Source organism: Anaerococcus rubeinfantis, assembly GCF_001487145.1.
GTDB classification, from domain to species: Bacteria; Bacillota; Clostridia; order Tissierellales; family Peptoniphilaceae; genus Anaerococcus; species Anaerococcus rubeinfantis.
In genome coordinates, this window is record NZ_LN913016.1 from 1,279,234 (window position 1) to 1,299,647 (window position 20,414).

Sequence of the window (20,414 nt, forward strand, 5' to 3'; positions counted from 1 at the left end):
ATTGGCTTTACGCCAATCCTTATTAATTTTACACTCTTGGTTTATATATGTCAAGTAATTTAAAGGCTTTTATCAGTTTTTCTTTTATTTTTTGACCTATAATTTAAAAATTTTAAAACTAAAAAATCTACTATCAAATAATATTGACTTACTGGTCTTATTGATGTGTTTTCTTCATACCTATATACTTCGTGTGATTGAAAGGCTAAGTTATAATTTGACATTTGGGATAGTTTATTGTTGGAGAGTTTTGTAATTGATACTAGTATAATTTCTTTTTTTATTTTTTTTATGAAGTCTATTAAACTTTTGTTTTCTCCTGAAAATGATAGGGCAAATACTATATCATTTTTTTCTATATTATTATTTAACAATTCTAGATCTTTTTTTATATCTAAAGTGTAGGCAATTAAACCTATATTTAGTAAATTTCTTTTTAGCTCTTCTGCGAGATTTTTTTGGATATAGCCTGTATAAATTACATAAACCTTATGGGAATTTTCTAGGCTTTTAAATAAATCATCTAAATTTAAGGCTTTTATCATATTCATTGATAAAGTAATATCGTTGTAGGTATAGTCTATTTCTTTTTCATCAAAATCTACTATTTTTTCTCTCTCCCATTTTATTAGGTATTTTAGTTCTGAATATCCTTCAAGTCCGATTTTTTTTGCAAAACTTACTATTGCTGATTCGCTAAATTTTGATTTTTTTGAAAATTCTTTGAGATTTTTTTCTACAAAATCTGTTTTTTCTTGGATTATGTAGGAATATAATTTTATGTCATTTTTGTCTAAAAATTTATAATTTTCTTTTATTAAATCATTTATTTTCATTTTTCATCCTATAATTTTCATATTTTATAAAAAATTTCTCTATTTCTTTTAAATTTTCTGATAACAAATTTAGCTTGTTTTTTTCTAATTTTTTTATATGAATTGTGTACTCTCCCAAAAAGTCTTTGGAAAAGCTATCTGTTATAAGGATTTTTTTTATATTTTCATTTGATATCTGGCTTAATAATTCCAGACAATCTGGATCGTTTGATAGGTCTATTACAAATATGGTTGAATCTTTTAGAGAATTTTTATTGAAGGTTGTTATTTCATCTCTACCTTGATAATTTTCAGAAAGTTGTCCAAGATCTTTTAAATATGATTTTATAATATTTTTAATTATATCTTCATAATCCCCATTTCCGTATATAAATATATTTTTTGAATTTTTAATTTTTTCAAATAAGTAGTCAAGTTTTTCGTCTTCTTGGTAGGTTTTTTCCGGCTTTTCTACTTCTTCTTTTTTGTTTAAAAAATATTTGAATTCGCTATAGCCATCAAATCCCAATTTCTTGCTAAATCTTAGTATGCTTGTCCTTGATGTAAGGCATTTTTTTGCAAGATCGTTTATGGATAAGTCTAATTTTTTATCCTTATTATTCATAATAAAATCTATTATTAAAAGGTCTGTTTGGGTAAATTTTTCCTTGTTTTCTTTTATTAAATCTTCAAACTTCATATCTCCTCCATTAAATAAAAAAATCCTAGTAACATTATACTGCTACTAGGATTTATTTTTATTTTTAATGAAGTTCTGGCCAGAAGTCTTTGTTTGCTTCGATTAAATCATCTAAGATTAATTTTGCAACTTTTGCACTTGGTACTGTTTTTGAAAGTGTGAGTGCTTGCCATAATTTTTGGTAAGATCCTTCAATCCATGCTTCTACTGCAAGTTTTTCTACAGAAACTTGCTCTTCCATCATTCCTTTTTGGAATTGTGGAATTTTTCCTTGGCAAATTTTCTTGTATCCTGATTTATCAACTATACATGGTACTTCTACCATTGCTGTTGGATCAAAGTTTGATACTGCTCCGTCGTTTTCTACTATTAATAAGAATACTTCTTTTGTATTTTCAGCAAGAGCTATTGCAAGGTCAACTATATATGATGCGTGAGCGTCAATTTCAAAGTCGATTCCTTCTGCTGTTCCCCTATCTGTGATTGTATTACATAAACCAAATACTTCTTTTTCTCTTCCTTCTTTTACTTCATCAACTCTTGTGTGGTTGATATCTGTGTGTTCCATTACGAAATCTGGGTAGAGATAGTATTTTAAATATGTGTTTGGAATTGTTTCAGGATCTAGGGCATAAACATCTTTTGCCTTTGTAAATGTTTCAACCCAAGATTCATCAAGGTGTTGTGCTGTTCCGATTCCATCAGCAAATCCGTTTACTGATACGTGATCTTTGATTTGTGGCATCAAATCATTTCCATCTTTATCTTTGATTTCTGTAAACCAACCAAAGTGGTTAAGTCCATAGTATGAGAAATCTAAATCTTTCCAGTGTTTTAGTCCAACCATATCTGCCATCTTGTACATTAAGTCAATTGGCATATCACAAATATTTATAATTTTTGAGTCTGGTCTTAATCTTCTGGTTGCTTCTGCAACTATAGCTGCTGGGTTTGAATAGTTTAGCATCCAAGCATCTGGTGAGTATTTTTCCATATAATCTAAAATTTCAATTACTCCACCAATTGATCTTAGTCCATAAGCAATTCCACCTGGTCCACAAGTTTCTTGTCCAATTACTCCATATTTTGGTGGAATTTTTTCATCTTTTGATCTCATTTCATATTTACCAACTCTGATTTGTGCCATTACAAAGTCTGTGTCTGAAAATGCAGTTTCAGGATCAAGTGTGTGAATAAATTCTATATCAGGATGTCTTTCTTTCATGAAAATGTCAAATGCATTTCCGATTATATTTTGTCTGTCCTCATCGTTATCATATAATTTGATTGATCTAATTGGAAATCTATCAAGATTGTCCATAAGCATTAAGATCATTCCTGGTGTAAATGTTGATCCACCACCTGCGATTGTTATAGCGTATTTTTTCATTGTTTTTCTCCTTGTTTTATTTTTTTCTTATTTTTCTTATTCTTTTTCTAAAATTTATTTTCTTATTCGTTTTCTAAAATTTGTCCAAATTCGTCAGCAACATATTGGATATTTGTTCCGACAATTACATGGACAGAGTTACCATTTCTACTTGTTCCATAAGTTCCAATTTGCTTAAAGTATTCATTTTCCATAACTTTTTCAGGATCTTTTACATTTACCCTAAGTCTTGTTACACAGTTTGTGAAATCTTTTATATTTTCAGATCCACCTAGTCCAATTAAGATTTCATCAGCCATAACTTCGAACTCATCTTTAGCATCAACTTTTGTAGCATCTTCTGCCTTAGCTCCACCTTTTTTAGCCCTATATTCTTTTTTAGAATAAAGTTTTACATCACTTTTAACTTCTCTACCTGGTGTTTTAAAGTCAAATTTTTCAATTAAGAAGGTAAAGACAAAATACCAAACTGCAATAGCAACAATTCCAACTATCAACATTTTTAAATAAGTTGACCAGTGATTTGCCATAAGTGGTATCCAGTTAAGTGAAGCCATCTCTATAGCTCCTCCTGAAAATACTCCTACAACTCCCAAATAATACATTACTGTTGAAAGACATGCTGCAAGAACAGCGTGAACTACAAATAGTGGTGGTGCTATAAACAAGAATGTATATTCTATTGGTTCAGTAACTCCACACATTACAGCTGAAATTACAATTGGAATTAAAAGACCAGCAACCTTCTTTTTATTTTCAGGCTTAGCAGTTTTATAAAAGGCAAGTCCAATTCCTACACAACCAAATATTTTTGACCAACCAGTAGCTGTAAAAGCTGCATATGGTGCAAGGTCTAATAGTGGTTTTGTGCTTGCTGCAAGTTCTGGTAATTGTTTAGCCCAAGCTGCATAAATTCCACCAGAAACCAAAACTGAATCATAATAAATAGGTGCGTACAACAAGTGGTGTAGACCAAAAGGTATTAAAAGTCTTTCAAGTAAGATAAATACCCAAACACCAAGTCCTCCAGAACTTGTTACAAATCCTTGGAAGCTAGAAATTACCATTTGAATTTTTGGCCAAATTAAACAAGCAAGTACTGCGGCTGGAATCATTACAATAAATCCAAGTCCTACAACAAAGGCTGAACCTCTAAAAACTCCAAGCCATTCAGGAAGTCTTGTATCAAAATATTTATTGTGTAAAAATATTGCAAGTCCTGAAATTAATAAGGCTCCCATCATACCCATATCGAGGGTTTTAATGTTTGCTATATTTGCAAGTCCAGATTCTGCACCAGCTTCAAGTGCGTAATCAACACCAAAAACTGATCCCCAAGTTCCTAGTATGGAAGCTACATAATAATTGAATATTAAATATATAACCAATGATTCCATACAAGCTCTAGCATTTTGTTTATTTGCAAGACCGATTGGTAGCGAAACTGCAAATAAAAGTGGCAATTGATTAAATACTGTCCAACCGCCAGATAAAACCATATCCCAGAATCCTCTCCAGAAGGTTCCTTCTGCAGCGATTGCACCAAGTATTTGTTCGTTAGTAAACAATATTCCAAATCCAATAAGCACTGCTGAAACAGCAAAAAGCATTACTGGAGTAAACATTGCACCTCCGAACTTTTGAATTTTCTCCATCATTTTTTAACCCTCCTTAGGTAAACGGTATCTTTACCTATATAGTATTAGAAGTCTAGTCAAATGTCAATAAAGCTTGAAATATAGGGTTTCTTAACAAATTTCTTTGTAAATTTTTCTTTTGTGAATTTTCACATATATTTTTTAAAAAATTCTAGTACTATGGTTAAAAGCTTTAAAAATAAAAAAACGAGGTTAGTATGAAAGATAATTATAAAATTTTATTAATAGATCTTTATGAAAAGACAACAAAAGTCCAATATGTTGACAAAAAAATCAGTGATTTTTATATGGGAGGATTTGGCCTATCTCTTTGGTGGCTTTCTGAAAATAAAGATATAGAAAATCCCTGGCTTGTTTTTTCTTCATCTTTGATAGATTTTAAAAATCCCATAAATAAATTTATTATTCTTACAAAAAATAAGGAAAACAAAATAAAAAGTGCTAGCATGGGAGGGAATTTTTCTTATTATTTAAAAAAATCTTCTTATGATGGGCTTGTTTTATACAAAAAAAGCGAAAATCCTTGCGAAATTTTTATTGATGGGGATAAAATTTTATTTAATGAAATAGAAATAAATGAAAATTCCAATAGTTTGAAAAATAAATATTTAAAAGAAAAGTACGGAGAGGATACTTCTTCACTTTATATCACTGAATCTGCTTTTAGGGGAGATTATTTATCAAGATTGATTGAAGATGAGTATCGCGGGTGTTCAAAAAATATTGGAAATTTTTTATTAGAAAAAAATGTTTTTTCAATAACTGTAAAAAATAATAATTTAAGAGAGATCAATACCCCTAATATATTCGAAAAAAATGAAAATAGGATTTGTAAAGCTTGTCTTTTGGGGTGTCATTCTAAAAGAATATCCAAAAGAGAAAGTATCTTTTCTGCAAAAGAGATTTATAATGATAATGAAATTTATAAATTAAAAAGGATAAAAAATAGGCTTGATGAATATGGAATTGACGAATTTGGCCTATCAAATGCAATAGAATTTTCCTACAAAAATTTAAACCATATTTATAATTTTAAAAATCTAGACATTTATGAGTTGGAAAAAATTTCCAAAGATCTTGTGGATGAAAATAGAAAAGATATTTATTCTGACCTTGCAAAAGGCGAAAAATATTTAGAAAAAAAATATTGTATAGAGATTGAAAAAAAGAAAAAGAGCAAAAATAAATTTAAGGAAAATGCCAAAATAATAGATTCAGCAGGACTTTGTTTATTTTCAGTAGATCCTAGAGACTTATCCAATATTAAAGATACTATAAATAAAATTTCAAATTCTTCTTATAGTGAAAAAGATTTGGAAGATTTGAGTGAAAAAATAGAAAAATTAGAAAGCAGCCTAAAGTAATTTAAGTTCAGAGCGTAGACAGAGTATTTTAGTAATTCATAAATAATTAAATAATAAAATTATGATACTACCCATCTCGACTAAGTGAGTGAAACGAACGCATGGAGAGATCCCATGAGATTTCTCCGCTCGTTGCACTCGGTCGAAATGAGCAAGTTCCTATTTTGTCATCAGTCTGAAACTAAATTAATTTAAGCTGCTTTTCTTTTATTTCTACGTGGAAATCATATGTGTAATTTTTAATATTTTCGTGGCTTATTAAAATTACCATTCTGTCATTTTTTTCTTTTAGCCACTTATCCAAATAATCATTTGCCCTTTTCCTTGAAATTTTGTCCATTTGTGAAAAAGGCTCATCCAAAAGCAAAGTTTCTTTTGCCTTTAAAATCGACCTTAAAAATACGACCTTTTCTTTTTCTCCACCTGAAAGACTCTCTACATTTTGGTCAAGGAACTTTTCTATGCCAAAATATTTCAAATCTTCTTTAAAATTTTCAGGATTTTTTCCTATTATTTTAAAATTATCTCTTGGAGTTTTTTTAAAAATATAGGGATCTTGAGCCTGATAAATTATATTTTTATCACTAATAATTTCTCCTTTTACCAAATTATTAAGACCTAGAAAAGATTTTAATAGTGTAGATTTACCAGCCCCATTTTCTCCTGTAAGTATATATTTTTTTCCATCAATAAAAGAAAAATTTTCTATATCAAATAAAATTTCCCCTTCTATTTTGGCTTGTAAGTTTTTTAACTTTATCATCATCTCTCCTTGAAAAAATCATTGCCAAAAAGGAGACTCCAAAAGATATTAGCATCAAAATTATTCCAAGTCTTATACTCATGGAATAATTTCCCTTATTATTTTCTAGGACTATGGCTGATGTCAAAACCCTAGTTTTATATCTTATGTTTCCTCCAACTATCATAACTGCTCCAACTTCTGAAATAGCTCTTCCAAAACCTGTTATAAGGGCAGAAATAATAGAATTTTCAATTTCTAGCAAAAGTTGCTTGAAAATTTTCGATTTTTTTAAGCCAAGGCCTAGGCAAGTTTCCATAAATGAAGATTTTATACTTTCTACTGCTGGATAAATATTTGCACAAATTATGGGTGTTACAATTAGAATTTGGGCAATTATTATGACTTTTTCTGTATAAAGCCAAGAAAGACTTCCCAAAATTCCATTTTTTGAAAATATTAAATAGACAAATACTCCCGCTATAACCGGTGGCAAGGATGTAAAGGCATTGATAAGAATTTTTAAAATTTTTATAAATTTATTGTCATTTAATCCAAGGTAAAAGGCCAAAAAAATTGCAAAAATTCCAGAAATTAAGCTTGAAATTATACAAATTTTTAAGGTCAATAAAACAATGGAATAAATTTCATTCATCCTATTCTCCTAAGAAGAAAAGTTGTTGACCATAATCCTCTTTTCCATATTCGCTAATTAATTTTGAGGCCTTGTCTGATAGCATCCAATCTTGGAATTTCTTAGCATTTTCTTGGTTTGTTCCCTTTACTTTGTCAGGATTTACTATAATAATTGAATAAACATTTTTAAGAGCATCTGATTGGTCAACTAAAACTTCCAAATCCAAATCATTTTCCATGGTTAAAAATGTTGATAAATCTGTTAAAGTATATGCATTATTTTCTGATGCAAATGTTAGGGTTGCTCCCATGCCATCTCCAAGTGAATTGTAATTTTCTTTTTTGGATAATTCGTCAACATCAACGCCTGCTTTTTCCCAAATTTTTAATTCTTTGTTGTGAGTTCCTGACTCATCTCCTCTTGATACAAATTTTTCATCCTTTTCATTTATTAATTTGAAGGCTTCTTCTGCATCTTTTCCTTTAATTCCTGCTGGGTCATCTTTTGGTCCAACTATTACAAAGAAATTGTGCATGAAAGATTTTCTTTCAAGTCCATATCCTTCTTCGATGAATTTTTCTTCTGCATCTTTTGAGTGAACCAAAATTACATCAGCATTTCCTGCCTTTGCATCTTCGATTGCAGCTCCTGTTCCCTTTGAAACAATTTCCATATCAAGTCCTGTGTCTTTTTTGAAATCATCTCTCAAATAATCCATCAAACCTGAATCATTAACAGAAGTTGTTGTTGTAAGTCTAACGATTTTATCTTCCTTATTATCTTCGTTAGAAGTTACTACAGCCTCATTACTTGAAGAATTCGAATTAGATGCAACTTTCGCATCCTTGTCATTTTTTGCGCATCCTGTAAAAGCAAATACAAGTGCAAGTGCCAACAAATTTAGTTTTTTAATTTTCATTTTTTCCTCCTATAAAATATTTCCACTTTCCTTAGTATTATACCCACCTAAGTCTTTCATTTTATTTTTAAATTCATCTGATTTTAAAACTTCGATTAAGTCCTTAATAGATTCGAGTTTCAAATTTTCTTTTTTTATTATAAATTGATATTCTTCATCTTTTAGGTAAATAAAATCTATGTCCATTTTTATGGCAGCTGATTCAACTCCAATTGAAAAATCACAATCTCCGTTTTTTACTGCAAGGGCAGCAGACAAGTGAGTAGTCACTTCGTTGTCATAGCCATTTATTTTTTCTGGATCAATATTTTTCTTTTTTAACAAATAATCAAACAACAAACGAGTCCCTGCTCCTCTTTGCCTGTTTACCATTTTTTTATCAAGAAGGTCTTCTATGGTTTTAATTTTTAATGGATTATTTTTTTGAACAAAAATCCCCTGCCTACGCCCAACTACATTTATTTTTGAAACTTCCTCTTTTTCAAAAAATAAATCAATTGCCTCGTTGTTATAGGTCCCGTTTTCATCTAGTAAATGTGATGGAGCAAGCATACAATCTCCTTGGCTTAGGGCCTTGAGTCCTGCCAAAGAGCCAACGTGTGATGATGAAATTCTTGTAAGCTTTTTATCTTTTGCAAACAAATCATTTAAAATATCCAAAACTATATCGTGAGATCCAATTGAAACCATCCTGTTTTCAAAAACTTTTTTTGGAATTGGTCTGTGCAAGGTGACCTCTACCAAATCTCCCCTATTATAACCTTCAATATTTCTATCAATAATTAAATAACCGTCTGATTCTGATAAAGAAAACAAGGATCCAGCCTTCCTATCAAGAGGAGTTACAATAATTTCTCCATCAACCAAACCAATTTTAACCCTAATGTATTCCCTGTTTTTTAATGAAGAAATAAGAGGTTTAGTAAGTTTTGCCTTAATTTTTATTTTATCATCAGAAATAATTCTCATTTTTTTAAGAAGAGTAGGAAGGACAATTTTATCAAAAACTATATGGGTTGAAACGGGATAACCTGGAAGTCCAACAAAGGGAGTTTGGGAAATTTTTCCAAGAATTGCAGGCTTTCCGGGTTTTATTGAAAGACCATGAACAAAAACTTCTCCAATTTCCTCTACAATTTCTCTCGTATAATCCTTGCTTCCTGCAGAAGTTCCTGCAATTAAGGTTACAAAATCACATTCTTTCTCGGCCTTTTCAAGAGCCTTTTTAATTTGTTTTTTTTCATCTTTTACAATGGGATAAATTATTGTTTCAAAACCACACTCTTTTGCCATAGATTTTAACATAGAAGAATTTGATTCAATAATTTTTCCCTTCACCAAGTCTTCTTTGTTATCAATTATTTCATTTCCAGATGGAATAATTCCAATAATTGGTTTTTTTAAGACCTCAATTTCATTTATTCCTGCAGAAATTAAAACCGAAAGATCAACCGACCTAAATTTGTGATAAGATGTAAAAATCAAATCTTTTTCGATTACATCTTCTCCTTGGATTCTTATATTCTCCCAGGCATTTACAGGTTTTAAAATTACAATTCCATCTTCTTTAATTTCCACATCTTCTATCATTATTACTGCATCATAAGGTTTTATTAAGGCAGAACCCGTATTACAATAAATAAAATCTTCATTTTTTATAAACAAAGGCTTATTTTCTCTTGCAAGTTTTGTCATCTCACTTTTAACCATAACCCCATCCATGGCTGATGAATGGTAGGCTGGTGATGAATATTTTGCAAAAACTGCATTTTTTGAAACTCTTCCAAAAGCATCCTTGGAATCAATAATTTCACTTTTTTCATCTACAAAAAATTCCCCAATATTTTCGTGAAAAATCTCTATTGCCTCTTCTAACTCTTTTGTATCCAAATAAATATTTCTCATCTAATAAGATTCACCCACACTTTTTCATTTTCTTTTATTCCTTCAACGTACTCATCAATAACAATATAGCCCTTGGCTTTTTTCAGTAAAGAAATATTGTTGGAAAATCCAAAAATAGGACTTGCCACAAGGTCATTTCCTTCTTTTTTTATTTCCACAAGACAAATCATTGTTTTTGCTGAAGTATTAGCAATATTTCTCTTGATTTTGCATTTTATTTTTAAATTTTCATCAATTTTAAAATATTTTTCATAGGCTTTTTGGAAAATCGTCCTAAAAACTGCATAGGCACTAATAGGATTTCCAGGAAGTCCCAAAATCATTGTTTTATTGTTTTGACTCAAACTTGTAGGCTTTCCAGGTTTTATAGAAATTCCATGATAAATCATTCCAGGATTTAATTCTTTTGAAATGCTTGGAACAAAATCTTTATTTCCCTTTGATGATGAACCAGAAATTATTATCAAATCCAAATCCTCTTCAAGCTCTTTTTTTATTAAATTTCTTTCATCTTCCAAGTGTTTCATAGAAATAACATCAATTCCCATATTTTTTAGCAAAGAATAAAGCATATAGGAATTAATATCCCTTGATTTTCCTGGTACTAGATTTGAATTTACCGGAATAATTTCATCCCCAGTAGATAAAATTTTACATTTTAATTTGTCATAAACCTCAATTTTTTCATAGCCAAGACTCGCTGCCATGGCTATTGTTTCAGGATCTATGATTTTTCCTTCTTTTTCGTAAATATCTCCAATTTTTGAATCATCACCAATATCTATAATATTTTCCATAAAAACCACAGGCTTACTGATTGAAATTAATTTTTTTGATAAAATTTCTGTATATTCTATGGGTAAAACTGCATCTGCCCCTTCTGGAACCATGCCGCCAGTATAAATTTTTGAGGCCTCGCCTCTTTTTAATTTTTTTTGAGGAACCTGGCCCATTTGGATTTCTTCAATAACTTTTAACATTGAAGGAATCGAATCTGTCGCACCAAGGCTATCCTTATAATTTATGGCGTAGCCGTCCATAGTACTTTTTCTAAAACATGGCAGATTATCTTTTGAAATCAAATCATTAGCCAAAATATAGCCCAAAGAATTGCAAGTTTTTATTTGGATTTTTTTCTTATATCCAATTTTTTCCATCAAAGAAACCTGTAAATCAATAGCCTTATCTATTTTTACAACATCTAATAAATCCATATAAACCTCATTTTATAGAAAGATTTTCATTTTTTTTATAAACATTAAATCTTTCCCCTCTTGCAAAACCTATTAAATTTATATTTTTCTCCCTTGCCAAATCAACTGCAAAACTTGTTGGGCATGACTGGGAAATAAGAAGGTTAAAACCAATATTTAAAATTTTTTCCATAATAACTTCACTTATCCTACAAGATGTAAAAATAAATTTATCAGATAGGTCGATTTCATTTTTTAAAATATAGCCAATCAATTTATCAACGGCATTACTTCTTGAAACATCTTCCTCAAATTTTATAATTTGGTAATTTTTTACAAGGGCACAAGAATGAGCCCCTCCAGTTCTTTTAAAAATTTCGGACTCATTTTGAAATCTTTTTGAAAAATCGAAAAGTTTTTTCCTATCAATTGTTTGATTTTTAATCTCTCTTATCTTTTTTTGAGATTTTTCCTTCTTTAAATCAAGATAAACTTTATTTTCTTTTATTTTTAAATTTTTAATATCGTTTATTGAATTAATGAGATTTTCGCTATAAAGATGGCCTATGACAAGATTTTCTATTTCAACTGGAGTTAAGGTTAATCTTGTAAATTTTTCCCCATTTACAAAAATTTCTAAAGGATATTCAACAATGACCTCATCCATCAAGTTCAAATCCACATCTTTTTCAATTTTTTCAATCTGGTATTTTTTAACTGAATTCATTTTTACTCTCTTCTATAAATTTCTTCCAATCATCAGGATAGTTTAAATTTCTAAAAATCTTCTCGAAATTTTTTATATCTTTTATTTCTTCTTTTTTTATCACAGTAGGAGAAATTTCTCTTAAAAATCCATTCAAGCTGCGACCGCCATTTTTTATATATTCTTTTAAATCATTTGCCAATTCTTTTTTGTAAAGGGCAAAAAAAGGCTCAAAATATTTTTCATTTTTGTAGGCTAAAATTTTTTCATAAGATTTTTCCTTCAAAAAATCAATGTAAGCCTGATTAAAATAAGGCATATCGCAGGCAATTAAAAAATTATCCTCATTTTTTGCATAAATAAGGCCACTATACAATCCTGCACAGGGGCCAATATTTTTTATTATATCTTCTTTTATAAGTATATCATTTTTATAATTTTTATACCTATTTTCAAAAAAATTTTTTTCATTTGACAAAATTATGATTTGATCAAAATTTTTTGCCAAGTTTTCTATAATGGTGTCAATTAAATAGACACCATTATAGGATAACTTTTGTTTATCAACTCCCATCCTTGTACTTTTTCCTCCAGAAAGAACGAGAGCCGTCATTTTTTTATTTCCCATCAGCCACCCCAGCTAATGTTCATGTATTGGTCCATCAACTTATCATATTCTTTTTTGAAAATATTTGCGTGTTCATCTTCCCAAGTAGAAAAATTTTCCAAAATTTCTTTCAATTCGCCATCATCAACTTTTTTTGCCATAGATTTATAATAATCTCTAAAATCTTCTTCGATAAGATATGCCATTCTCAAAACATTCATATCAGGAATCATTGATTGCTCCAAATTTTGGTCCAAATTTTCGCTTTCTTTTCTTTGGTCAAAAAATTCTTCCGCATTATCTTTTGGCAAAGTCAAATCTTTTTCATCTACATCTTCTCCCTTGTATTTGGAAAGAAGATTTTTTAGATATTCATAATGACCCCACTCAATTTTTGATAATTTTTTAAAAACTGCTTGAGTTTGTAGATTTTGACTTTTTTCTGCATTATCTTTATAAAAATTGTGCCCATACAGTTCCATTTCCATGGCAAGGCTAATTATTTTTATTGGATCATACATAAGAACTCCTTTCTATTTTTTCAATCATAACACTTGCAACTTTAAGCTCAGGAATTTTTGCAATTGGATCAAGGGTTGGATTTGTAAGCCTATTTGCTGGTCCATCAACATAATGGAAAGGCATAAATACAACTCCTGGATTTATTTTTTCCGTTACTTTCGCATAAGATTCTACACTTCCACGTCTTGATGAAACTTTAATTTTTTCACCGTTTTTTATATTATAAAGTTTTGCAGTTTGTGGGGAAATTTCTATATAAGATTTTCCTGCAATCTCACTTAATCCTTCAATTTTTCCTGTCATAGTTCTTGTGTGATATTGGTAAAGCATTCTTCCAGTTGTAAGAATCAATGGATATTTTTCATCTGGCAATTCCTTGCTTTCTTCATAATCTATTGGTACAAAAAGTCCCTTGCCCCTAGCCATTGTATTTTTGTGTAAATATTTTGTTCCAGGGTGGTCTTTGTTTGTACATGGCCATTGGAGACTTTCTTTTTTAAGTCTTTTGTAAGAAATTCCACCGTATGAAGGAGTACAAGCTGCAATTTCATCCATAATTTCGCTAGGATTCTCATAATATTCTTCATATCCCAAAATAGTTGAAATTTCCATCAAAATTTGCCAATCAGCTTTGGCTTCTCCAATTGGATCAATCGCCTTATTTATTCTTTGAATTCTTCTTTCTGTATTTGTAAAAGTTCCGTCTTTTTCTGCAAAAGATGCTGCTGGTAAAACTACATCAGCAAATTCTGCTGTTTCAGTAAGAAAAATATCTTGAACAAGTAAAAAATCTAATTTTTTCAATGCTTCTTTGATGTGATTTTGGTCAGGATCTGAAATCATAGGATTTTCTCCCATTATATATAAAAATGAAAGCTCTCCTCTGTCTGCTGAATCCATCATCTCTGTAATTGTCAAACCTTTTTTATCAGGAAGATCTCTTTTCCAAAATTGTCCCATTCTCTCTCTTACAGGATCGATAAATACTTTTTGATATCCTGTATAGTCTGTTGGAAGAGCTCCCATATCACAAGCTCCTTGAACGTTATTTTGTCCTCTCAAAGGATTTATTCCTGTAGATTCAAAACCAACATTACCTGTAAGCATTTGTAAATTTGAAGTTGATCTTACTCCGTTTGTTCCTGAAGAATGTTGGGTGATTCCCATTGAATAATATAAAGCACCCTTGTTTGCTTTTGCATACATTCTTGCAGCTTTTATAAGATCATCTTTGTTTATATGGCAAATTTTTGCAACTAGGTCTGGTGTATATTTTTCTACAGTTTTTCTAAACTCTTCAAAGCCTTCGCATCTTTCATTTATATAATCCATATCGTGAAGATTTTCTTTTAAAATAATATGCATTAGGCCATTTAAAACTGCAATATTTGTTCCAGGTTTTATCTGTAAATAAATATCAGCATAATCTGCAAGTTCAATTTCCCTAGGATCTATAACTATAAGTTTAGCCCCTTCTTTTACTCTCTTTTTGATTTTGGTTCCAATAACAGGATGGTTTTCCGTCGTATTTGTTCCAATTATTATAAAGGCATCAGTTCCTTCAATTTCTGCAATACTATTGGTCATTGCTCCACTTCCAAGAGTGTTTGCAAGGCCTGCTACGGTTGATGCGTGACAAAGACGAGCACAGTGGTCTACATTATTTGTTTTAAAAACTGTCCTTACAAATTTTTGGAAAAGATAATTTTCCTCGTTTGTACATCTTGCTGAAGAAAATCCTCCAAATCCATCCGGACCTTTTTTCTCCATTGTTTGGTCATATTTTTCTTTTATGACTCTGTAGGCTTCTTGCCAAGATGCTTCAACTAATTTTCCATTTTTTCTAATAAGTGGTTTTGTAAGCCTATCAGGATGGTTTACAAATTTGTGGGCAAATTTTCCCTTTACACACAAGAGCCCATCATTTGGAATTGTATTAATTGGTTCAACTTCAACAATCCTATTCCCCTTAATAAGTAAATTTATTTGGCAACCTACTCCACAATATGAGCAAGTTGTTTGAACTTTTCGAGTTTCCCAATACCTAAACTTATCTTCTTCGTATTTTTTCTTAGGATTTAAGGCCCCAACCGGACAAGCTGAAACACAATTTCCACAAGAAACACAATCTGAAAAACCAAGTCCCTTATCCATAGGGGTTCCAATATATGTATCAAATCCCCTATCAACAAAACTTATGGCATGGCTATTTTGGAGATTATTGCACACACTTACACAAATCCCACATTTTATACACTTATTAGGATCGTAAGAATAAAATTTATTTGAAAAATCAATTGGTAAATCTTTTATCTCTCTTTTAAAAGATCCCTCACTTATTCCATACTCATAGCAATAATTTTGTAATTTACATTTTCCAGACTTATCACAAGATAGGCAATCATTTGGATGGTTTGAGAATAATAAATCCAAAATTTCTCTTCTCATTTTCATTATTTTTTCACTGTGAGTATAAATTTTCATCCCATCTTTTATTTTTTGTGAACAAGCTGTAACTGGAGTTTTGTATCCTTCGATTTCAACAATACAAAGTCTACAAGCTCCATTTGGCAAAAGTCTTTCATCCTTACAAAGGGTTGGAATTTCTATGCCAATTTCCTTACAAAATTCAAGAATAGTCTTAGGAGTATCAAGATTATATTCAAAATCATTAATTATGACTTTCATATTATTCTCCTTTATCTTCTATTTTTTCAATTTTTTTATAAACATTATTTAAACCTGTGACAGTCATCCAATTAGTTTCTTTAAACTCTCCAGCCCCTTTCATGTAAGGTTTATCTGGATTATCCAAAAACATCAACTCTGTCATCATTCTTCCCTTTAAGCAAAGTGGTCTTCCATTTCCAGGTTTTTTTGCACTTACTGCAATATTTTTGCCATCTTTTGAATGAAGATTAAAATCACATCCATAATCGCAAACCTTGCACTTAACTTCTTTGGTTTCTCCTTCAAAGTTTCTAATTTTTCCCATAAGTCTTCTATCGACCAAGGCTCCTACAGGACAAATTGAAACACACCTGTTACATGAAACACAATAGGAATGAGCAAAATCTTCTCCCAAATCGCAAGCTATATAAGAATCGTATCCCCTGTCGGCAAAAGATAAAATCGCTCTTTCTTCTACTTGTTTACAAATTTGTACGCATTTTCCACAAAGAATGCATTTTGAATTGTCTTTATAAATATATGGACTTGATAAGTCATATTTTTCTTCTCTTTTTGCCCCATCGTGGTCTCTAAATTTTACATCATATTCGTAGGCGTATTTTTGCAAAAGACAAGTTCCAGCTTTTTGGCAGGTTAGGCAATCATTTGGATGAGAATCTAGTAAAAGTTGCAAAATATTTCTTCTTTTTTCTCTTAATTCTTCTGTTTGAGTTTTTACTTCCATCCCATCACTTGCCCTTGCTGAACAAGATGTTTCGATTTTACTTCTACCGTTTTTTGTAATTTCAACTATACAAAGTCTACATCCACCAAAGGCCTTCAAACTTGGATCATAGCAAATCGCAGGAATTTCTATTCCATTCTCCCTTGCTATATCCAAAACAAACCTATCTTTTTGAGTTTTTATTTCTTTTCCATCAATTTTTATTGTAATATCTGTCATAAGATCATCCCTTTACTACAGCTTTTGGTTTTATTGGACAAACATTATAGCAAGTTCCACACTTGATACATTTTTCTTGATCAATTGTATGTTTTTCTTTAACTTTTCCACTAATACATCCAACAGGACAATTTCTCTTACAAGTTCCACATCCTATACAATTATCTTCGATTTTATAAGATAATAAGGCCTTACAAGATCCAGCTGGACAGTGTTTATTTTCAATATGGTTTATGTATTCATCCTTATAATATTTTAAGGTAGAAATTACTGGAAAGGCTGCTGATTTTCCCAAACCACAAAGAGAAGCCTCTGTTACCAATTCGCTTAACTCTTCAAGCCTATCTATATCTTCCATTTTTCCTTTTCCAGCTACGATTCTTTCAAGAATTTCCAAAATTCTCTTTGTACCTTCCCTACAAGGAACGCATTTTCCACAGGATTCATCACAAGTAAAGTCGAGGAAAAATCTTGCTATGTCAACCATACAAGTATTTTCATCCATAACTACCATTCCACCTGAACCCATAATTGAATTTAATTCTTTTAGGGTTTCATAATCTACAGATGAATCCAAATATTTTGCAGGAATACATCCACCAGATGGGCCACCAGTTTGAACAGCTTTTAATTCTTTGTCGCCTTCTATTCCTCCACCCAAATCATAAATAATTTCTCTTAAAGTTGTTCCCATAGGAACTTCAATCAATCCACTATTTTTTACATCTCCAACCAAGGAGAAAACTTTGGTTCCAGGAGATTTTTCTGTACCAATACTTCTGTACCAATCAGCACCATTTATAATAATTTGAGCAACATTTGCCAAAGTTTCTACGTTATTTATAACTGTAGGTTTTTGCCACAAGCCCCTGAAGGCTGTACGGTGGATTTTAACTCTTGGCATTCCTCTTTTGCCCTCGATAGATTCCATCAAGGCTGTAGATTCTCCACAAACAAAAGCACCTGAACCTAGTCTTAATTCAATTGTAAAATTAAAACCAGAATCCATAATATTTTTGCCTAGAAAACCTTTTTCTTCAGCATCTTTTATAGCATATTTTAAACTTTCAACAGCTTTTGGATATTCAGCTCTTACATAAATAAATCCTTCATCACTTCCAATTGCATAACCTGCAATAGCCATTGCCTCAAGAACTGAATGTGGGTCATTTTCAAGAATTGACCTATCCATATAAGCACCTGGGTCTCCCTCATCGGCGTTACAAATTATATATTTTTTATCTACATCATAATCATAAGCAGTTTGCCATTTTTTTCCAGTAGGAAAACCAGCTCCACCTCTTCCACGAAGCATTGAATTTGAAATAGTATCAATAATTTCTTTCCTATCCATTTTTGATAGGGCCTTATGTAGGGCAAAATATCCACCCCTTGCTATGTACTCATCGATATTTTTTGGATCAATAACCCCACAATTTCTAAGGGCAATTTTCACCTGAATATCATCAGTTTTTTCAAGTTTTTCTGGGTGAGAAACTTGTGTATTTTCTTTTATTTTTTCAAGATATTCCAAATTTAACATAATTCACCTACTTATTTTCTTCCAAAACTTTAGAAACATCATCTTTTGTAAAATGTTCTACTTGCTCACCATTTATTTCAACAACAGGAGCTGCCCCACAATTTCCAAGACACCTTGTCTCTGAAATAGAAAATTTTCCATCAGGAGTAGTCTCGCCCTTTTTGATACCAAGTCTTTGTTCAAATTCATTTAAAATGTCAGCAGCCCCTTTTACATAGCAAGCTGTTCCAAGACATATATGTATATCAGTTTTTCCCTTTGGTATAAAGGTAAATTGTGAATAAAAAGTTGCAACCCCATAAACTTCTGCAAGGGGAATATTTAGTTTATTTGAAATAAGTTCCATCATTTCATCTGGTAAATATCCAAAAATACTTTGTGCCTCTTGTAAAACTGGCATTAAAGGACCCTTTCTATCCTTGTTTTTTTCAATAAATCTTTTAAATTCATTAATTTTTTCTCTATTTTCTTCTTTATCAAAAACAAAATTTCCTTTTATAGTTTTCATATTTAATCCTCTTTTTTTCTCAATGATAACCAATAAGCTAAACCAACAAAAATTCCTCCACCAACAATATTTCCTAAAGTTACTGGGAGTAAATTATTGATGAAAAATCCTGACCAAGTTAGTGTGCTAAGTCCATCACCAAGTCCACTTGCAGCCGCATAAGCTGGAACTGATTTTGCAAAAATTCCTGCTGGAATATAATACATATTTGCAATACTATGTTCAAAACCAGAAAGAACAAATAACATTACTGGGAAAAATGCACAAAGCATTTTGCCAACTTGACTATCAGATCCAAAAGACATCCAAACAGCCAAACAAACTAGCCAGTTACAAAAAATACCAAGAATAAAAGCCTCAGAAAATCCTAGATTTACCTTAGAATTTGCAATCAAAATTGTTCTTGCCCCAAGCATAGAGTCAGATGCGTTCCATTGACCTGATTTCATCATTAAAAATGCTACAAAAACTGATCCAATAAAATTGCCCAAATAAACAATTCCCCAAGCTCTTAAAAGCTCTTTTATGTTGATTTTTTTGTCATATACAGAAATAAGCATCAAATTATTTCCAGTAAAAAGCTCAGCTCCTGCAATAAGAACAAAAATTAAACCTGGAGTAAAGCACAAACCTTGAACTAATTTTCCAAGACCCAAAGTATCTTTATTTGCTAGCAAATTAAAAGATGCATAACTTGATCCTGCTGCTGCAAAAGCGATGAAAGCTCCTGCCAAGAATGAAAGGATAAAAAGTCTTTTTGCCTTTGCCCTAGCCTTATTAACATAAGCATTACTAACCTTATCCAATATTTGATCTGGACTTAAAATATTTTGCATAATACCTCCTTATTTATTTAAAAAAATACATAAATTTACATAATTTTATATATTTATTTTCTATGTATTCTTAGATTAATTTTAAAGCTTTTTTCACTTTCTGTCAATCGATTTCATTGTGATATTTTCAATGATTATTTTTTAACAATTCTCGTTATATTTTTATCAAGAAATCTTTTTCTTTTTTGTTTTTATTCTCTTTTTTTAATTATAATTATTAAATATAAACTAATAATATTACAATGAAATAAAATAATTGATTACACAAGCTATTCTCTTTAAGCAAAATATTTGTAATAATAAAAAAATCCCCTATAATATTTAAGAAAGGAGATTTAAATGAATTCTAAAGAAAATTACAAACAATATATACAAGCTCTTCCTTGTTCAGCAAGCCTAGTTTTACTTATTCAATATTTAGCTTATTTTTATATTTATAAAAACAATCAAGTTGATTCTTTAAAAAGATCCCTAGTTTTTTCAATAGGATTTTTAATTTTTTCCCTATTTCTTGCAAAAGTTCAAAAAGTTAATTTAAATTTAAAAAACATAAAATACAAAAAATTAACCATCATATCTTTACTTACTTTTATAATTTTAAATATTATAAACTCAATATAAAAGAGTCGGCATACGCCGACTCTCAGACTGTTGACAAATTATACAAATCCTCATGCTAAGAATATCATACGGAAAAAATTGATTTGATTTCAAATTTAAAAATTCGTTAAAAAA

General features: G+C 30.4%; 19 protein-coding genes. 2 read left to right on the plus strand and 17 right to left on the minus strand.

Annotated elements, in window-relative coordinates; genetic code table 11:
* Positions 1 to 59: 59 nt before the first annotated feature.
* From BN3265_RS07110 to BN3265_RS07125, 4 genes are all read right to left on the minus strand, one after another.
* On the minus strand, positions 60 to 836 hold the full coding sequence (locus tag BN3265_RS07110; RefSeq protein ID WP_058990874.1) for a MurR/RpiR family transcriptional regulator: 777 nt from the start codon (positions 834 to 836) through the stop codon (positions 60 to 62).
* Complete coding sequence (locus tag BN3265_RS09355) at positions 823 to 1,515, minus strand: MurR/RpiR family transcriptional regulator (protein ID WP_082664111.1); 693 nt, start codon at positions 1,513 to 1,515, stop codon at positions 823 to 825. Before BN3265_RS09355 ends, BN3265_RS07110 begins: the two co-directional genes overlap by 14 nt.
* A 64-nt stretch (positions 1,516 to 1,579) precedes the next feature.
* Positions 1,580 to 2,905, minus strand: coding sequence for a 6-phospho-alpha-glucosidase (locus tag BN3265_RS07120; RefSeq protein ID WP_058990878.1), 1,326 nt, complete (start codon positions 2,903 to 2,905; stop codon positions 1,580 to 1,582).
* Between the two features lie 62 nt (positions 2,906 to 2,967).
* On the minus strand, positions 2,968 to 4,563 hold the full coding sequence (locus tag BN3265_RS07125; RefSeq protein WP_058990879.1) for an alpha-glucoside-specific PTS transporter subunit IIBC: 1,596 nt from the start codon (positions 4,561 to 4,563) through the stop codon (positions 2,968 to 2,970).
* Positions 4,564 to 4,760: 197 nt separating this feature from the next.
* Between BN3265_RS07125 and BN3265_RS07130 the strand changes: the two genes are divergently transcribed.
* A complete protein-coding gene (locus BN3265_RS07130) occupies positions 4,761 to 5,927 on the plus strand; it encodes an aldehyde ferredoxin oxidoreductase N-terminal domain-containing protein (protein ID WP_058990881.1) in 1,167 nt (388 codons plus the stop codon).
* 181 nt (positions 5,928 to 6,108) lie between these two features.
* On the opposite strand, the gene BN3265_RS07135 is transcribed toward BN3265_RS07130, so the two are convergent.
* From BN3265_RS07135 to BN3265_RS07195, 13 genes are read right to left on the minus strand one after another with little or no spacing between them, the layout of a single operon-like run.
* Positions 6,109 to 6,690, minus strand: a complete 582-nt coding sequence (locus BN3265_RS07135; RefSeq protein ID WP_082664112.1) for an ATP-binding cassette domain-containing protein — start codon at positions 6,688 to 6,690, stop codon at positions 6,109 to 6,111.
* Positions 6,638 to 7,324 carry an ABC transporter permease gene (locus BN3265_RS07140; protein ID WP_058990885.1) on the minus strand — a complete coding sequence of 229 codons (687 nt, stop codon included), beginning with the start codon at positions 7,322 to 7,324 and terminating at the stop codon, positions 6,638 to 6,640. Before BN3265_RS07140 ends, BN3265_RS07135 begins: the two co-directional genes overlap by 53 nt.
* 1 nt (position 7,325) lies before the next feature.
* Positions 7,326 to 8,225 (minus strand): ABC transporter substrate-binding protein, encoded by a 900-nt coding sequence (locus BN3265_RS07145; protein WP_058990888.1) that lies wholly within the window; start codon positions 8,223 to 8,225, stop codon positions 7,326 to 7,328.
* Positions 8,226 to 8,234: 9 nt separating this feature from the next.
* Positions 8,235 to 10,130, minus strand: coding sequence for a molybdopterin biosynthesis protein (locus BN3265_RS07150; protein WP_058990889.1), 1,896 nt, complete (start codon positions 10,128 to 10,130; stop codon positions 8,235 to 8,237).
* Positions 10,127 to 11,344 (minus strand): molybdopterin molybdotransferase MoeA, encoded by a 1,218-nt coding sequence (locus BN3265_RS07155; RefSeq protein WP_058990891.1) that lies wholly within the window; start codon positions 11,342 to 11,344, stop codon positions 10,127 to 10,129. Before BN3265_RS07155 ends, BN3265_RS07150 begins: the two co-directional genes overlap by 4 nt.
* A gap of 7 nt (positions 11,345 to 11,351) precedes the next feature.
* Entirely contained in the window at positions 11,352 to 12,050 is a 699-nt protein-coding gene (locus tag BN3265_RS07160) for a formate dehydrogenase accessory sulfurtransferase FdhD (protein WP_058990893.1), read from the minus strand.
* Entirely contained in the window at positions 12,037 to 12,657 is a 621-nt protein-coding gene (gene mobA / locus BN3265_RS07165) for a molybdenum cofactor guanylyltransferase (protein WP_058990895.1), read from the minus strand. Before mobA ends, BN3265_RS07160 begins: the two co-directional genes overlap by 14 nt.
* Entirely contained in the window at positions 12,657 to 13,157 is a 501-nt protein-coding gene (locus tag BN3265_RS07170; protein ID WP_058990896.1) for a ferritin family protein, read from the minus strand. The genes mobA and BN3265_RS07170 overlap by 1 nt, the downstream gene beginning before the upstream one ends.
* Positions 13,150 to 15,846, minus strand: a complete 2,697-nt coding sequence (fdhF, locus tag BN3265_RS07175) for a formate dehydrogenase subunit alpha (RefSeq protein ID WP_058990898.1) — start codon at positions 15,844 to 15,846, stop codon at positions 13,150 to 13,152. Before fdhF ends, BN3265_RS07170 begins: the two co-directional genes overlap by 8 nt.
* 1 nt (position 15,847) lies before the next feature.
* Positions 15,848 to 16,792, minus strand: coding sequence for a 2Fe-2S iron-sulfur cluster-binding protein (locus BN3265_RS07180; protein WP_058990900.1), 945 nt, complete (start codon positions 16,790 to 16,792; stop codon positions 15,848 to 15,850).
* A 4-nt stretch (positions 16,793 to 16,796) separates the two neighbouring features.
* Positions 16,797 to 18,335: an NADH-ubiquinone oxidoreductase-F iron-sulfur binding region domain-containing protein gene (locus tag BN3265_RS07185; protein ID WP_058990902.1), complete on the minus strand. Its 1,539-nt coding sequence runs from the start codon at positions 18,333 to 18,335 to the stop codon at positions 16,797 to 16,799.
* 7 nt (positions 18,336 to 18,342) lie between these two features.
* A complete protein-coding gene (gene nuoE / locus BN3265_RS07190) occupies positions 18,343 to 18,843 on the minus strand; it encodes an NADH-quinone oxidoreductase subunit NuoE (protein ID WP_058990905.1) in 501 nt (166 codons plus the stop codon).
* Positions 18,844 to 18,845: 2 nt separating this feature from the next.
* Complete coding sequence (locus BN3265_RS07195; protein ID WP_058990906.1) at positions 18,846 to 19,679, minus strand: formate/nitrite transporter family protein; 834 nt, start codon at positions 19,677 to 19,679, stop codon at positions 18,846 to 18,848.
* A gap of 339 nt (positions 19,680 to 20,018) precedes the next feature.
* On the opposite strand from BN3265_RS07195, the gene BN3265_RS07200 reads away from it, so the two are divergent.
* Positions 20,019 to 20,300: a hypothetical protein gene (locus BN3265_RS07200; protein ID WP_058990908.1), complete on the plus strand. Its 282-nt coding sequence runs from the start codon at positions 20,019 to 20,021 to the stop codon at positions 20,298 to 20,300.
* The last annotated feature ends 114 nt before the right edge of the window (positions 20,301 to 20,414 follow it).

Excerpts from the sequence above, each read along its gene's own strand:
- BN3265_RS07110 (WP_058990874.1), bottom strand. The coding sequence starts at position 836 with ATGAAAATAAATGATTTAATAAAAGAAAATTATAAATTTTTAGACAAA.
- BN3265_RS09355 (WP_082664111.1), bottom strand. The coding sequence starts at position 1,515 with ATGAAGTTTGAAGATTTAATAAAAGAAAACAAGGAAAAATTTACCCAA.
- BN3265_RS07120 (WP_058990878.1), bottom strand. The coding sequence starts at position 2,905 with ATGAAAAAATACGCTATAACAATCGCAGGTGGTGGATCAACATTTACA.
- BN3265_RS07125 (WP_058990879.1), bottom strand. The coding sequence starts at position 4,563 with ATGATGGAGAAAATTCAAAAGTTCGGAGGTGCAATGTTTACTCCAGTA.
- BN3265_RS07130 (WP_058990881.1), top strand. The coding sequence starts at position 4,761 with ATGAAAGATAATTATAAAATTTTATTAATAGATCTTTATGAAAAGACA.
- BN3265_RS07135 (WP_082664112.1), bottom strand. The coding sequence starts at position 6,690 with ATGATAAAGTTAAAAAACTTACAAGCCAAAATAGAAGGGGAAATTTTA.
- BN3265_RS07140 (WP_058990885.1), bottom strand. The coding sequence starts at position 7,324 with ATGAATGAAATTTATTCCATTGTTTTATTGACCTTAAAAATTTGTATA.
- BN3265_RS07145 (WP_058990888.1), bottom strand. The coding sequence starts at position 8,225 with ATGAAAATTAAAAAACTAAATTTGTTGGCACTTGCACTTGTATTTGCT.
- BN3265_RS07150 (WP_058990889.1), bottom strand. The coding sequence starts at position 10,130 with ATGAGAAATATTTATTTGGATACAAAAGAGTTAGAAGAGGCAATAGAG.
- BN3265_RS07155 (WP_058990891.1), bottom strand. The coding sequence starts at position 11,344 with ATGGATTTATTAGATGTTGTAAAAATAGATAAGGCTATTGATTTACAG.
- BN3265_RS07160 (WP_058990893.1), bottom strand. The coding sequence starts at position 12,050 with ATGAATTCAGTTAAAAAATACCAGATTGAAAAAATTGAAAAAGATGTG.
- mobA (WP_058990895.1), bottom strand. The coding sequence starts at position 12,657 with ATGGGAAATAAAAAAATGACGGCTCTCGTTCTTTCTGGAGGAAAAAGT.
- BN3265_RS07170 (WP_058990896.1), bottom strand. The coding sequence starts at position 13,157 with ATGTATGATCCAATAAAAATAATTAGCCTTGCCATGGAAATGGAACTG.
- fdhF (WP_058990898.1), bottom strand. The coding sequence starts at position 15,846 with ATGAAAGTCATAATTAATGATTTTGAATATAATCTTGATACTCCTAAG.
- BN3265_RS07180 (WP_058990900.1), bottom strand. The coding sequence starts at position 16,792 with ATGACAGATATTACAATAAAAATTGATGGAAAAGAAATAAAAACTCAA.
- BN3265_RS07185 (WP_058990902.1), bottom strand. The coding sequence starts at position 18,335 with ATGTTAAATTTGGAATATCTTGAAAAAATAAAAGAAAATACACAAGTT.
- nuoE (WP_058990905.1), bottom strand. The coding sequence starts at position 18,843 with ATGAAAACTATAAAAGGAAATTTTGTTTTTGATAAAGAAGAAAATAGA.
- BN3265_RS07195 (WP_058990906.1), bottom strand. The coding sequence starts at position 19,679 with ATGCAAAATATTTTAAGTCCAGATCAAATATTGGATAAGGTTAGTAAT.
- BN3265_RS07200 (WP_058990908.1), top strand. The coding sequence starts at position 20,019 with ATGAATTCTAAAGAAAATTACAAACAATATATACAAGCTCTTCCTTGT.